Origin of the sequence: Bartonella quintana, from assembly GCF_009936175.1 — a bacterium.
GTDB classification, from domain to species: Bacteria; Pseudomonadota; Alphaproteobacteria; order Rhizobiales; family Rhizobiaceae; genus Bartonella; species Bartonella quintana.
Window position 1 is genome coordinate 662,169 of record NZ_AP019773.1, and the last position, 14,390, is coordinate 676,558.

Sequence of the window (14,390 nt, forward strand, 5' to 3'; positions counted from 1 at the left end):
AAAATGAAGAAAGCTATTGCACATTTCCCACAAAGAATTTTATAAAAACTATGGATTTAATTATGTCAAAATTTTTATAGAGCTTAATCTAACGTATTCAAAAGGATAAAAGTTGTTGTTGAGCATCTGTCATTTTGTTGTTTCCTTCAATGAATGTTTTTAGGGCTTTGGGATAGAGTTGATTTTCAGCTTTAAGGACTCTTTGTGCTAAGCATTCAGCGGTATCATTGGGACAGACTGGAACAGCCGCTTGGGCAAGAATCTTTCCTGCATCCATGTCGTTTGTAACAAGATGAACAGTGCAACCAGTGATTTTAACGCCTGCTTGTAAAACTCTTTCGTGTGGCTTCAAACCTTTAAATGAAGGTAAAAGAGAAGGATGAATGTTTAAAATTCGCTCTTCATAGAGCTTTACAAAATGCGGTGAAATGAGGCGCATATAGCCAGCAAAGCAAAGAAGATCCGGTTTATATTGGGCTAAGACCGTAAAGATAGATTCTTCATGTGCTTCTCTTGTTGTGTAACTTTTGCGATCAATAATGTGAGTAGGAAGGTTATTGTTACGTGCTTTTTCAATGCCGGCAGCATGAGGATTATCGCAGATAACGGCAATGATTTCAGCAGGGTATTCCTGTTGCTGGCTTGCTTTAGCGAGAGAAACCATATTAGATCCGTTGCCAGAAATAAAAACGACTATTTTTTTTTTCATAAATGAAGTACACCTTTATAAAGTATTTTTTTAGTTGGATGTTTTGTTAAAATGCCAAGTAAAGTAACAATTTCTCCTTGCATTTCAAGTATTTGTGTAATTGTTTCAACTGCATGTTGCGCTACAATAATGACCATGCCAATACCACAATTGAATGTTCGTAACATCTCTGTTTCTTCTATTTTTCCTTGTTTGGCAATCCATGAAAAGACTGGTGGAACATGAATGGCAGAAAGATTAATTTCGGCACATAGAGAGGATGGAAGTACGCGTGGAATATTTTCAGGCAAGCCTCCTCCCGTGATATGAGCAAGAGCTTTAATTCCTTTGTAAGTTTTTATAATAGGTAAGAGTGATTTTACATAAATGCGTGTTGGTGTGAGAAGTGCTGTACCAAGGTTCATTTGGGGATTAAAAGGGGCATAATCGCCCCATTTTAGACCACTTTGTTGGACGATTCGTCTGACGAGAGAAAAGCCGTTGGAATGAATTCCAGATGAGCTAAGACCTAAAATAATATCACCTTCTGCAAGATCTTTTGAAGGGAGTAATGCGCTACGTTCGGTAGCTCCTACAGCAAAGCCTGCCAAGTCATAATCTCCCTTGGCGTACATACCAGGCATTTCTGCAGTTTCTCCTCCAATAAGAGCTGCACCTGCTTGCTGACATCCTACTGCAATACCAGAAACGATTGCAGCACCCTGTTCAAGGTCAAGTTTTCCAGTTGCAAAATAATCAAGAAAAAAGAGAGGTTCAGCACCTTGTACGAGTAAATCATTGATGCACATGGCTACCAGATCAATACCAACAGTATCATGGATACCGACCTCAATGGCAATTTTTAATTTTGTACCCACACCATCGTTGGCTGCTACGAGGATAGGATCGGTTAAGCCTGCTGCTTTTAAATCAAAAAGGCCGCCAAAGCCACCAATTTCTACATCTGCTCCTGCTCGTTTTGTTGAGCGTATGAAGGGTTTAATTTTTTCCACCATGGCATTACCCACATCGATGTCTACACCGGCTTTTGCGTAGGTAAGACCACTGTTGGACTTACAATTTATGAGATCTTGGTTGCTCATTGGAACCTTCCTTATGGAAAATCAGGTTTTGATATTATGCATGCCATGATAGAGTCATCTCTGCAAGAGGTATTGATATTTAGCATTTAAGAAAATAAGCAACTTTGCTTGTTGACCCATGTAAAAGAAGTTTATAATCTTTGTGAAGAGTTTTTTTTAGGATATTTTATGACTAGGATATCAGATAATCACGATCATTCTACTTTACAGCTTATGAAAAAGAAAGTTCGTGAGAGTGGGTCTCGTGATAGTTATAAGACTTATGTGCCAGCTTATACTCAAGTACTGTTACCGAATAATATGAAAAAGCAAATTTTTTTCTGGGTTGGTACGCTGGTTTTTTTCATTCTTTTTATGCTTGTTTTTGGATCAATTTTACTTCCTTTCGTAGCAGGGATTGTGTTGGCTTACTTTCTTAATCCCATTGTCCAATTACTTGAAAAGTTTGGTATTTGTCGTGTCTTTGGCACTATCCTCATCACTTTGTTTATTATTTTTGTTTTTGTTGCTGCTTTAATTATTTTGATTCCTATTACCAGTTGGCAAATACAACAATTTGTGAGTAATGGTTTGCCCGTTTATATCAATCGTATTCAAACTTTTTTCGTTGAACATGATTTTGATTGGGTAAGGCGTTATTTTGGGAGTGATCCAAATGAATTGCATAGTAATATTAAAGGGCTTTTGGGGCAAAGTTCTGATTTTATTACATCTCTCTTAAATTCGCTTTTGAAGTCAGGAAAATCGATTGTTAATATTGTCAGCCTCTTCGTTGTGGCACCTGTGGTAGCCTTTTACATGTTATTAGATTGGCCGCGTATGGTTACAGCAGTTGATTCGTTAATACCGCGGGATCATCTTGAAACTGTTCGCAGTATTTTTCATGAAATGGATAGAGCTATCGCTGGTTTTGTTCGTGGGCAAGGAACAGTTTGTTTAATATTGGGGGGTTATTATAGTATTGGCCTGACCATCACGGGGCTCAATTTTGGTCTTTTAATTGGTATGTTTATTGGTCTTATTAGCTTTGTTCCTTACATTGGTACAATGAGTGGTTTTGTACTCTCTGTTGGTGTTGCATGGGTCCAGTTTTACCCGAATAATTGGGGTTGGATCATTGTGGTTATATTTATCTTTTTAATTGGTCAATTTATTGAAGGCTATATTCTTCAGCCGAAACTTGTGGGTTCGTCAGTAGGGTTGCATCCGGTGTGGTTGATGTTTGCACTTTTTGCTTTTTCTTCACTCTTTGGTTTCACTGGTATGCTTGTTGCTGTTCCTGCAGCGGCGGCTGTTGGTGTTTTGGTTCGTTTTGCTCTTCATACTTATCTTAATTCTCAGATGTATTCGCGAAGTGGAAATTCGGAGCCGCTAGAATGAATGAGCGTGAAACGCAATTGCCTTTGGATTTTTCTTATAATCCGGTTTTTCAATTTGATGATTTAGTGGTGACGGAAAGCAATCGTATGGCTTTCCAGCTTATTGATCATTGGCCGAATTGGATTTTGCCTATTGCTGTTTTGGTTGGAAAAGAAGGGTCTGGAAAAACCCACTTTTCTAGCATATGGGCTCAGAAAACTGATGCTTTAAGACTTCATCGCAATGAAATCGATCAAGCTATTGCTATAGGTTCTTCAGGCAAATCATTTTTAATTGAGGATATTGATGCGGGTGAAATTAGTGAGACGGGACTTTTTCACTTAATAAACAACGTTAAGCAAGCAAACCTTGATACGCGCCAAGCTACTTTGTTGATAACTGCACGGACAGTACCTTCAGCATGGAATTTAAAGTTAAATGATCTTAAGAGTCGGCTTAATTCGGTTATGTTAGTTAAGATTCATCAGCCTGATGATGCATTGTTAACAGCTGTCGCTTTTAAACTTTTTTCTGATAGGCAGATTATTGTGCATCCGGATACTGTTTACTATCTTGTAAGCCGTTGTGAGCGCTCTCTATTTTCGTTGAAGCGTGTTATTGATTCCGTTGATCGGCTGGCATTACAAAGAAAAAGCAAAATAACACGTGCTGTAATTGGTGAAGTTCTTAACATGCAAATTCAATAAAAATTGTTTTTAGCATCGTTAAAATTTTTCAATAGGAAGCACTTGTGTTCTCTCATCATTTCAGTGTGCGGATAGAAATGTCGTTATTTAAGTTTTCTGTTTTTACGATACATCGTGAGAATAGATAAAACGGGATGTTTTCATTTGATTTTTTTCTTACGTGATAGCACTTTTCCTTTTTTAATAGATTTATTTTTAGCATTGTCATTGTACATTATTCGAATGGCGGTGCGCTTTAATTTATGACATTGTGCTCTTTGTTATAGCTTGCATAAGCTCTTCAAGTACTTCAAAACGATTCGAGTGAGGAGGAGCTCTCTTTATTTTATAACGAAACTTTTATGATTTGAGTGTAAAGACGTTTGTTTTTTATGCATTGGTATTGTAGGAGAGCATGGAATTTTTTTAAATAAGAGTGATTGGGAGGAAGGAGAAGCGGGTGGTAATCAGTCTTTCTTCTATGATGCGTGTTGGATTTTTAGTAAAGTGAGGATGTTGCAGCTTTATGCTATTTAAAAATTTTTTGTGGTACTTAAGTCATTTTTGTTGTTGAGATTATATCTGTTAGATGTTGCTGATTTCATTAATGCTCTTTCGAAGTAATATGGACAATTGCGGGCTATGTAAAAAGTTATTGGTTTGTTTAGGTGAATTGGATTTGTTCCTTTATGAGTATCATTTTTGTTATTTCTGTCAATAAGGTATTATTTAGCAAAAAAAATTTTAAAAAGCTCTTTACTTGTAAAGAAATGCAACAAAATTTTAAAAAAATGTGTTTTTCTCTTGCACTTCTGTTATGAAAATTTTAGGGAATGTACATCAGATGAGTGTATGCGGAGCGTAGCGCAGCCTGGTAGCGCACCTGATTTGGGATCAGGGGGTCGTAGGTTCGAATCCTATCGCTCCGACCATGTTTGATTGGATATAAAAGGTAGCCCAATTGGGTGCGTATGGTGGAAATTATCATTCAAGCGTTGTGTAATCTGAAGGAAAAGAACCATGATCGCACGTATTTATAGTCCTGCGAAGACAGCTATGCAGTCAGGTAGGGGCAATACTGGTTTTTGGATTCTGCAGTATGAGCCAATACAAGCGAAAATGCTTGAGCCTCTTATGGGGTATACGGCGACATCTGATATGAATAACCAGGTAAGGATCCGATTTAATAGAAAAGAAGAGGCAATTGCTTTTGCACGCAAGAATGCTATTCCTTATCGTGTAGAAAAAACACATAGGCCGATTCGGCGTGCTGTTTCTTATTCTGATAATTTTCGCAGTGATAGGCAGCAATCTTGGACTCATTGAGTTAAGAATGCTATTTTGAATTGAGAAAATAGTCAGCTGGTCCCGTAGCTCAGCTGGATAGAGCAACGGCCTTCTAAGCCGTGGGTCACAGGTTCGAATCCTGTCGGGATCGCCATGTTTAAGTAGGAGATAAATAGGTTATAAAAGTACAGAGATTTTTATTCTATTGATTCTTTTAACTTATTTTTTTCTGTTCCGAACCTTTTTGTAGCTTTTTGATTGTTTTGATTGCAAGTCGTTTTCTAGAGGCTGTTGATATAAAGCACCATTTTGCCAGCACGCAGCTACATTCCTTGAGAGCGCATGATCATAGTCTTGGTAGTGTTGATCCGGTACGCAGTTCTTCTAGGATCAGGCGGGATGCCTCTTCCTTTGACCACTTGCAGAGGAGAAAGAGGAGTTATAGTGTTGATTATGAGATCATTGATGAGGAATGTCTTGGCTTGACAGAGGATGCATTGGACAGATGCAATAATGCGTTTGATAACATAATGCAAACTCGCGGAGCAGAAGATCCCTATCAGGCGGATTAAAAGTGTGGTTAGCACAGGTTCACGGGGGCACTGTTTTTCTTCTTATTTGTAGGAGATGATGATTCTGGTTGTTTTGTTCAAGAGGCACACCTCTCCCTTCCTTTTTTCATCAAGTATGCGAATAAGTTTCTTATCTATTATGTTTCTAAATAACCAGGATTCCCCTGTAGCGACGATAGAACAAGCAGTCATAAAATAAGATCATGACGGAAGCTTTTGGTAGGGTTGAAACGCATCCGATTAATATGAGTGTTGTTTTTGCAATCAACACATGAGGGTGAGAATGGTGTCGAAACCATTCACTATATTAAGAAATCAGTGATTCTTCACAAATTCGATAATTCTGTCTTCAAGCGAGCACATGGCCCATGCCCCGCTTAACGGGCTGGTTGATTTTATTGAGGGGTGTTTTAAAGTCAGAGTTTTGAAGGCTTCATACAAGGTTTAGAAGAGCACTTACGAGCATTAATAAGCAACGAAATTGAAGAATAAAAGAGTGTTCATGTTCATGGTAATCATTGAGTTAAAATGATGTAAGGAAAAAAGACAATGGAGATATTACCGTATCATAAGCATGAATATCAGATACCAGCAGTGACAAAAGAGGAGATCATAGAGGAAAGTTCCATGGATACGGTTGTCGTTCCTAAGTTGTTAGGGACAGCGTCGCTCTATCCATATGAAGTTTTTGCGACAGTGGACAGGGAGCACAGGCAAAGCAAGCTTCAGAACCGGCAAATGAAGTCGCTGATGGAGAGAAGCAAACAGCAGATCAAGTCAAAGGTGTCTCGGAGCAGGCAAAAGCAGTTGCAGATGCAGCCAAGGGGATTGCCTAAGCAGCGAAAAGTGCTCCTCAGATACAGTTACAACCAGGTCTGTAGAAGCAGTGACATTAGCTGTGTCAGCGACATCAGCAGCGAATGAAGCAAAGACGGTAGCAGATTAGGCCTCAACAGAGGCAGGAAGTGCAAAGGCAACAGCGGAAGAAGCAAAGAAGGTTGCGGAGACAACAGCTATGACAGTAGCCAATGAAGCGAAGCAAACAGCAAGTACAGTTGTTGGCGAGGCTACTCGTGCGAAGAAAACGGTATTGAGATCATTAGCGACGGCAATGGAAGCGAAGAAAACAGTAGAATAGGCAGTGAGTGTGGATAAACAAACAGTAAATGCAAGTGATGAAGCAGCCAAGAATTTAGCCGAAGAAGCTAAGAGTAAAGCAGAAGCAGTAAAAAGAAGATTAGCAAAAGTAGCCAAAAGCGCTTGCGATGCTTTGAAACAAGCAGCAAGTGGTACGAAATCGACAGTGAAAGAGGTGAAGAAAGTTGCAGAAGGAGTACAGAAAAAGGCAGAAAAGGTAGAGACAGTAACAGCAGAAGTTTTATGGGCAGAGAAAAAGTCAAAAGAGATAGCAGGTTTTGCCAAACATGACGCCGAACAAGACAAGCCCTGAAGAAGGCTCAAACTTCGGAGAATTTAGCTTATAAAGCCAAGGACGAAGTTAATAAAGCAAAGAAAGGAGGGAATAATGCAAAGCTCAGAGCCGAATCGGCGTAACGTGTGGCTGAAAAGACCAAAGAGAAAACAGGGAGAGGACACAAAGTGGTTTAAGCGAAGCCAGGCAAATTTCCCAAGAAGGAAAAGATAAATCCTGGTTAGCAGAAGTAAGAGTAACTTCGGCTAAGACAACAGCAGAAAAGGCATAAAACGTTGTGTATGGTGCGTCTAATAAAGCTTCTGATACGATGACGAAGGCAGATGATGCCAAAAGCAGTGCAGAGTAGGCAAGAACGATAGCCAATGAAGCCAAAAAGAAGTAATCAAAAGAAAGATTCTCACAGAAACAGAAAAACAGCTGTACAATACAAAACATTTTATTCTACATACTATAAAGATATTTTTCTCTAGCGTGCTGTCGAGGATTGTCATAATATTTACTTTATTCAAGTTAGAAAATTTTCGATGAGTTCCACATCCTGTAGAAATAAACTTTACAAAGGGAAATAATTCTTTTTCTTATGTTCTTGTAAAGAATAATAAATCAGGAAAACCAAAATTTAAAAAGCGATTTATTATATATCTTCTCTTTATCGAGGAGAACAGCTGTCGGAAGATTTTATTACTTTTATTCATCCAAAACGTGCTTTTTTGGTGAAAAAGTCATTTTGTCGGCGTATATTTTTTGATGCTGACGATATAAATTGTGAAATCTCAAAGGAAACTTAATCTGTAGTGAAGAAAATCAATACAATAATTATGGAACATTTGAATTGTCTTTTGTTTATGAATTTAAAAAAGCATCTGTATTAAAGAAGTATATACATCAATAACAGGTAAGTACAAAAAATGATACCGTTATGATATGGATAAGGGAGCGCCTTACTGAGATCTACTATGATGATTTTATATTTGATGTCTGTGCAAAAATAGATTTTTTTAAAATAACCATCATGGATATGCTACCTTATTACAGGATGCACTTTTAACCTCAAAGATAAATCTCCAATAGCAGAAAATCTTTAATAATCTGCTTATAGGGGGTATATGAATGATAAAAGTATAAAGAATAGAGAAGAAAATCTTGGTATTATTTTTCAGGAAGATATTAATGATGCTTTTAAGCAGCGTATAGGATAGATCAATGGTTATTTGAAGTCCGTGGTGAAGGAAGGTTGGGTGGATATTACTGAAGAGGGAAATCTGTTTGATGATTATATAATGGAAAAATCCCATGATGATCACGATAGTAATAGTGGTTTTTTAGATTGTTGTTTACAAATTAAAGCAAAAAGCCTCTTTAGTTTTGTTTGCATGAGAGAAGTAAAGGGTTTTATTGGTTTTTTGTTTTAAAGTCCTTACAGAAGTTCGCAAACATAGAAGCAAAATGGAAGAGTTTTTTATTGGATGAACCAGCAAGTAATTTACATATTCATCCATAGGAAAAGATATTAAGTTCTTTACAAACTTTATCGAAAATAAAAGATAATGAAGCCATTTATTCGACATATTCTCCTTACCTTATTAACGACGATAATTTGAATAATTTGTTTGTACGTAATGAGGCAAATGATTTTGAAACACATCGAATTGTCTGTGGAAGGTTTCTGGAATTAACTACATCTGCCGGAGAAATTGTGAGGGCTGTTGAACCTGTTGTTCAACAAGCATGGATTAGTTGCATAAAAGAGAAAGGATCTAGCTAGGATTATGGATAAATTTAATGGAGTTGCTGCCAATGCAAAAAAACTAAATCACATTGCTGATGGCGTGAAAAATATTATGGGTGGATAGTTTGCTCAGTTTATGCCGGTAAAGCTACGCTTTCGGAGTTCTGTTTAAATCTTATATCATTTAATAAAATCTTATGCAAAGTTCGCATTGATCGTACTGGACGTTTTCTAGACTTTGGTGTGTTGATAACGTTTTTATTTTCTGTAGAGATTGGTAAGAGATCTGTACCCGTTGGCACGGAAGAGAAGATCTTTGAAATACGCTTTAGATCAAAAGATGGCAGCACGATTGAGAAGAGGAGCAAATGTTTGTCGTAAAGTTTTTAAATAAAATTTTTTGTTCTTTATAGTCGCGAAACTGTTGGCATGCTTAATTAGAACTTTGCATAGTTTTTCACAACAGGATTTACTAGACTTAAAAAAGTTGATAGAGAGAGTTAGCGGTTAAAGAGTTCGTCAAGGGAGCCATGATTCGCTTTTGTATAATCACGGTTTCTTTTGAGAGCGCTGTAATGCATTCACTAAAGGTAGTTTTACAGGTGGTTTTATTTTCTGTTATTTTGAATAACTACTTGAAAAATAAAGGAAAATGTGTACCTAGTGGTGCACTCTATCCGCGTTAAAGGAGTTCTTTAAGTACTACGGATTTCTTAAGTGTTTGGAATTCCGCTTCATAGTGATTTGACAATCAGGTGTTGGGATATAATGATTATTAGAGTGGGGTTATCCCCCTCCTTAGAAAAATGAAGGTTGTTTAATGCAGGTTACCGAGACGCTTAATGAAGGACTGAAGCGCGAAATTAAGATCGTGGTTCCGGCGAAAGCTTTAGAAGAAAAATTAAATGAACGGTTGGATGATACCAAGGATAAGATCAAGCTTAATGGTTTTCGTCCCGGTAAGGTGCCTGCTGGATACCTGCGTAAAATGTACGGTAAGTCTTTTATGGCAGAAATTCTTAATGAGATTATTAGCGATGCGCCCCGTTCTATTTTAGCTGACCGTAACGAACGTCCAGCGATGCAGCCGCAAATTGATATAGATGAAGATGAAAAAATTCTGGATGGAAGAGCCGATTTTGTTTTCAGTTTAAAGTATGAAGTTTTGCCAAAATTTGAAATTAAAGACTTTGACCATATTGAAATTATTCGTGAAATTGCGGCTGTTCCTGAAAAAGAGATTGATGAACAAGTAGAACGTGTTCTTTCTTCTACGCGGAGTTATTCGCTAAAAGAGGGACTTTCTGAAGAAGGGGATTGTGTTACAATAGATTATTTGGGTAAGCTGGAGGGTGTTCCATTTGAGGGTGGGGCAGATAGTGATGCGCAACTGATTCTTGGGTCAAAACAATTTATTCCTGGTTTTGAGGAGCAATTGGTTGACGTGAAAGCGGGGGATACGAAGACGATTTCTGTTAAATTCCCTGATAATTACAGTGCAGTCCATTTGGCTGGTCGGGATGCGGAATTTGATATAACTGTTAAAGCTATCTCTAAACCAGATGAACTAAAGATTGATGATGAGGCGGCGAAAAAAGTTGGTTTAGAATCTCTAGAACGCTTACGTGAAGTTGTTCGTGGGCAGATTGAAAGCCAATATGGCTCAGTAACACGCCAAAAAATTAAGCGTCAAATTCTTGATGCTTTAGATGCTGATTACAATTTTGAAATTCCTGAAGGGCTTTTGGAAATTGAATTTAACAATATATGGGCTCAGGTTAATGACGATTTAAAAAAGGCTGGACGCAGCTTCGAAGATGAAGGTGTTACAGAGAAGCATGCACGAGAAGAATATCATGTGCTTGCGCAACGTCGTGTTCGTCTCGGTTTAGTGCTTTCCGAAATTGGGATGAAGGCTGGTGTTAAAATAAGTGAGGATGAACTAAAGGCAGCAGTTTTTGATCAGGTTCGCCAGTATCCTGGACAAGAGAAAGAAATTATGAATTTTTTTCGTAATACACCGGAGGCTGTTGCAAATCTACGTGCTCCCATTTTTGAAGAAAAAGTCATTGACCATTTGCTGTCACGGATAAAAATCACAGATAAAGAAGTAACAGTTGAAGAGCTGATGAAGGAATATGATGAATCAGATTTAACTGAAAAAAAACCAGAAAAGAAAAAAGGTGTAGAGAAAACTCCAATCAGAAAGAAAGCACCTAAAAAAGGTTAATATTTGCGCTAAGAGAATAGCCCGATAAAGTAGGGCTCTTTTCTCTGAGATTTATATTGTAGGCTTGCACTTAAAGTGGTTTTAGATTAACCGTCAGGTATATTTTTAAAATATTGGTAGTGGATTGGCAATGGGAATCATTGATACGCGTATTCCTGATTCTAAGCGTTTTATTTCTGGAGTTACAGGTGATTGGGAAGTCATCATTGGCATGGAAGTCCATGCGCAAATCATATCAAATTCAAAACTTTTTTCAGGTGCGTCCACGAAATTTGGAGCTGAACCAAATAATCATGTGTCACTTATTGATGCAGCTATGCCCGGTATGTTACCTGTTATTAACCAAGAGTGTGTTCGTCAAGCGGTTCGAACTGGTTTAGGATTAAAGGCTCACATTAATCTGAAATCTGTTTTTGATCGTAAAAATTATTTTTATCCAGATTTACCGCAGGGGTATCAGATTTCTCAATTTCGATATCCAATTGTAGGTGAGGGGAGGATCACTATATCTATTGGCCCGGATCCAAATGGCCAATTTGAAGATATTGAAATTGGGATTGAAAGACTGCACCTTGAGCAGGACGCTGGGAAGTCTATACACGATCAACATCCAACAATGTCTTTTGTAGATCTTAACCGTTCTGGTGTCGCTCTTATGGAAATTGTTTCTAAACCGGATATGCGCTCATCGGATGAAGCCAAAGCCTATATGACGAAATTGCGTACAATTGTTCGTTATTTGGGTACCTGCGATGGCAATATGGATGAAGGCTCTATGCGTGCGGATGTTAACGTATCAGTTCGTCGTCCTGGTGAAAATTTTGGAACGCGATGTGAAATTAAAAATGTTAATTCTATTCGCTTTATTGGTCAAGCAATTGAATATGAGGCACGGCGTCAGATTGCGATTTTAGAAGATGGCGGTGTCATAGATCAAGAGACTCGGCTTTTTGATGCAGCTAAAGGTGAAACGCGCTCTATGCGTTCAAAGGAAGAGGCGCATGACTATCGTTATTTTCCTGATCCTGATCTTTTGCCATTGGAGTTTGATCAAGCATTTGTGGATGCTTTGGCTGTAGAGTTGCCGGAATTGCCTGATGATATAAAAGCACGTTTTATCAATAAAATGGGTTTAACTCCGTATGATGCTTCCATTCTTGTAGCAGAAAGAGCAATCGCTGATTATTTTGAAGAAGTGGCATGTGGGCGTGATGGAAAAATGGCTGCTAATTGGGTAATTAATGATCTTTTGGGTGCTTTAAATAAAGATAATTGTGCGATTGAAGAGACACCAGTGTCACCAAGCCAATTGGGAGCAATTATTGATCTCATTAAAGAAGGAACTATTTCTGGGAAAATTGCTAAGGATCTGTTTGAAATTATTTGGAATGAAGGTGGGGATCCACGTCAGGTTGTAGAAGAGCGCAATATGAAGCAGGTAACAGATATAAAAGCTATTGAGAGAGCTGTTGATGAAATTGTTTCCAATAATTCTGATAAAGTTGCGCAAGCAAAGCAAAAACCTACTTTGATTGGTTGGTTTGTTGGACAGGTAATGAAAGCAACGGGTGGTAAGGCAAATCCTCAAACTGTTAATGAACTGGTTAAGGTAAAACTTGGTATAGATTAATATGGGGTGGAGAAAAATCTATAAATATGATATTGTAGCTGAGAAATACGAATTAAAGTTTTCATATCAAACGAAGTTATGGTTGAGTTTATCGGTAATTTTTATCTCTAGTAATTTTAAGCGTCATAACAGGTTTATTCCGAAAGTTGATTTTGTAGATATGCTAAGAAATGGAAGAAAGGATGGCGAGTTTTTTAAAACAAGTTTTTACGTGGTGGAGTGGTAATACCATCAATACGCGCTTTTTTACGTGGTGGAAAGGCAAACGTGTAGGGGAGGACCAGTTTGGGAATATTTATTATGAAGGTGGCTATCATAAAGATGGTTATTTACGTCGTTGGGTAATTTATAAAGATTATTCTGAAGCTTCTACCATCCCACCAGGTTGGCATGGTTGGATTCATCACCGCTGTGATTGTTTACCTACGCAGGAGAATTATCAGCCGTATGAATGGGAAAAGCCCCATGTTGCTAATATGACAGGGACAAGTGCAGCTTATAGACCAAAGGGCTCCATTGTTCATAACGATGAGCGTTCCTATAGATATGAAGATTATAATGCATGGTCGCCTAAAGAATAAAGTATTTAGTGCGTGAGTGTGTTTTTCTTATTGCTGTGTTTTGTAGTTAGAGTTGTTTTTTTAAATGCGATTGATTTGATGTTATGAATTTTTTTTTACTGCCAGGATTGAGGCGTGTTTTTTGTGCTTGTTTCATGGGAATTGTCGTGCTCTTATCTTCAATGGGGGGGGTGCCGGCTGAACGTGTTAGCAATGCAATTGTTGTTTTTGCTGGTCTTGATAAAATTACTGGTCGGACTACGCTTTTTGAAGTTTCTCTTGGTGAAGTTTATCAATATGGTGCTTTGCAGGTGACTCCTCGGGTGTGTTATACGGGGTCCAAAGATGAGCCAACCCATACAACTGGTTTTGTTGAAGTTAATGAGATAACATTAGAGAAAAAGGTGCGGCGTATTTTTACAGGATGGATGTTTGCGGATAGTCCTGGCTTGAATGCGGTAGAGCATCCTGTTTATGATGTATGGTTAAAAGATTGTAAGCGGAGTTCTCAAAATCTGCCTCTTCAGTAATTTGTTCTATACTGAAATCAGCTCATTGGTTTTTTATAAATCTTTTAAGAATATTTTTTTAAATTATAGCAGTAAGGTATTGAAATTAAAGGATCTTGCATGTTTTTACTTTCGTATTTAGATTAGGTTATCTAATTTGCGTTTACGATGATTTTTGGAAGAATACTAAATGTAAAATTGCTAAATTATAAGGCGTTATTTTTATTACAGTTTTCATACAAAAAGAGCATAAATGAGTTAATGAGCCTTTGATTCTAATGACGGTTTGTTTTTTTCGATTGGTATGCGCGTTAAATAGCTTAATAATCAAGATTGTGTTGATACAATAGAAATTTCAGCTAATTTAAACAATCTCAATTTTAATTTGCTTAGTACAGCAATTTTGGGGATGGTGTTCTTGATATCCGTTTTTTGGGAAATCTTTTGTATAAGATACAAAAACATTTTTACATAAAGATATTCGGCTCTAGGAGGAAGAACCAAAAGAATGTAAATTTAAACGTTCGGTTTTTTTTATTATTAAAATTGATATATTTATTTTGTGCAACAAGCTGTCAATTCTGTTAAAGAGTACGAGATTT

13 protein-coding genes and 2 tRNA genes are annotated in these 14,390 nt (G+C 37.6%); 12 read left to right on the forward strand and 3 right to left on the reverse strand.

What is annotated here, in order from left to right; translation table 11 throughout:
- Positions 1 to 97: 97 nt before the first annotated feature.
- Both purN and purM read right to left on the reverse strand, forming a co-directional pair.
- Complete coding sequence (gene purN, locus MF1_RS02600; RefSeq protein WP_042995397.1) at positions 98 to 709, reverse strand: phosphoribosylglycinamide formyltransferase; 612 nt, start codon at positions 707 to 709, stop codon at positions 98 to 100.
- The gene (gene purM / locus MF1_RS02605) at positions 706 to 1,791 is read right to left on the reverse strand and encodes a phosphoribosylformylglycinamidine cyclo-ligase (RefSeq protein ID WP_014924161.1); all 1,086 of its coding nucleotides are present in this window, start codon (positions 1,789 to 1,791) and stop codon (positions 706 to 708) included. The genes purN and purM overlap by 4 nt, the downstream gene beginning before the upstream one ends.
- Before the next feature lie 168 nt (positions 1,792 to 1,959).
- On the opposite strand from purM, the gene MF1_RS02610 reads away from it, so the two are divergent.
- The 7 genes from MF1_RS02610 to MF1_RS02640 all read left to right on the forward strand — a co-directional run bounded on the left by MF1_RS02610 (position 1,960) and on the right by MF1_RS02640 (position 7,145).
- Complete coding sequence (locus MF1_RS02610) at positions 1,960 to 3,171, forward strand: AI-2E family transporter (protein ID WP_042995583.1); 1,212 nt, start codon at positions 1,960 to 1,962, stop codon at positions 3,169 to 3,171.
- Positions 3,168 to 3,857, forward strand: a complete 690-nt coding sequence (gene hdaA, locus MF1_RS02615) for a DnaA regulatory inactivator HdaA (RefSeq protein ID WP_161510397.1) — start codon at positions 3,168 to 3,170, stop codon at positions 3,855 to 3,857. Before MF1_RS02610 ends, hdaA begins: the two co-directional genes overlap by 4 nt.
- 834 nt (positions 3,858 to 4,691) lie before the next feature.
- Positions 4,692 to 4,768: transfer RNA gene (locus MF1_RS02620), tRNA-Pro, on the forward strand.
- Positions 4,769 to 4,856: 88 nt separating this feature from the next.
- Complete coding sequence (locus MF1_RS02625) at positions 4,857 to 5,162, forward strand: ETC complex I subunit (RefSeq protein ID WP_011179470.1); 306 nt, start codon at positions 4,857 to 4,859, stop codon at positions 5,160 to 5,162.
- Between the two features lie 38 nt (positions 5,163 to 5,200).
- Positions 5,201 to 5,277 (forward strand) — tRNA-Arg (locus MF1_RS02630).
- 1,433 nt (positions 5,278 to 6,710) lie between these two features.
- On the forward strand, positions 6,711 to 6,833 hold the full coding sequence (locus MF1_RS07040) for a hypothetical protein (RefSeq protein WP_276224804.1): 123 nt from the start codon (positions 6,711 to 6,713) through the stop codon (positions 6,831 to 6,833).
- Positions 6,834 to 6,842: 9 nt separating this feature from the next.
- Positions 6,843 to 7,145: a hypothetical protein gene (locus MF1_RS02640; RefSeq protein WP_161510399.1), complete on the forward strand. Its 303-nt coding sequence runs from the start codon at positions 6,843 to 6,845 to the stop codon at positions 7,143 to 7,145.
- A gap of 84 nt (positions 7,146 to 7,229) precedes the next feature.
- On the opposite strand, the gene MF1_RS02645 is transcribed toward MF1_RS02640, so the two are convergent.
- Positions 7,230 to 7,565, reverse strand: a complete 336-nt coding sequence (locus MF1_RS02645; RefSeq protein ID WP_161510400.1) for a hypothetical protein — start codon at positions 7,563 to 7,565, stop codon at positions 7,230 to 7,232.
- Positions 7,566 to 8,368: 803 nt separating this feature from the next.
- Here MF1_RS02645 and MF1_RS02650 point away from each other — a divergent pair.
- The 5 genes from MF1_RS02650 to MF1_RS02670 all read left to right on the forward strand — a co-directional run bounded on the left by MF1_RS02650 (position 8,369) and on the right by MF1_RS02670 (position 13,809).
- Positions 8,369 to 8,542, forward strand: coding sequence for a hypothetical protein (locus MF1_RS02650; protein WP_161510401.1), 174 nt, complete (start codon positions 8,369 to 8,371; stop codon positions 8,540 to 8,542).
- 1,137 nt (positions 8,543 to 9,679) lie between these two features.
- On the forward strand, positions 9,680 to 11,089 hold the full coding sequence (gene tig, locus MF1_RS02655) for a trigger factor (protein WP_161510402.1): 1,410 nt from the start codon (positions 9,680 to 9,682) through the stop codon (positions 11,087 to 11,089).
- Positions 11,090 to 11,219: 130 nt separating this feature from the next.
- The gene (gene gatB / locus MF1_RS02660; RefSeq protein ID WP_161510403.1) at positions 11,220 to 12,719 is read left to right on the forward strand and encodes an Asp-tRNA(Asn)/Glu-tRNA(Gln) amidotransferase subunit GatB; all 1,500 of its coding nucleotides are present in this window, start codon (positions 11,220 to 11,222) and stop codon (positions 12,717 to 12,719) included.
- Between the two features lie 182 nt (positions 12,720 to 12,901).
- A complete protein-coding gene (locus tag MF1_RS02665) occupies positions 12,902 to 13,300 on the forward strand; it encodes an NADH:ubiquinone oxidoreductase subunit NDUFA12 (protein ID WP_042995394.1) in 399 nt (132 codons plus the stop codon).
- Positions 13,301 to 13,383: 83 nt separating this feature from the next.
- The gene (locus MF1_RS02670; RefSeq protein WP_174235332.1) at positions 13,384 to 13,809 is read left to right on the forward strand and encodes a DUF2155 domain-containing protein; all 426 of its coding nucleotides are present in this window, start codon (positions 13,384 to 13,386) and stop codon (positions 13,807 to 13,809) included.
- Positions 13,810 to 14,390 lie beyond the last annotated feature (581 nt).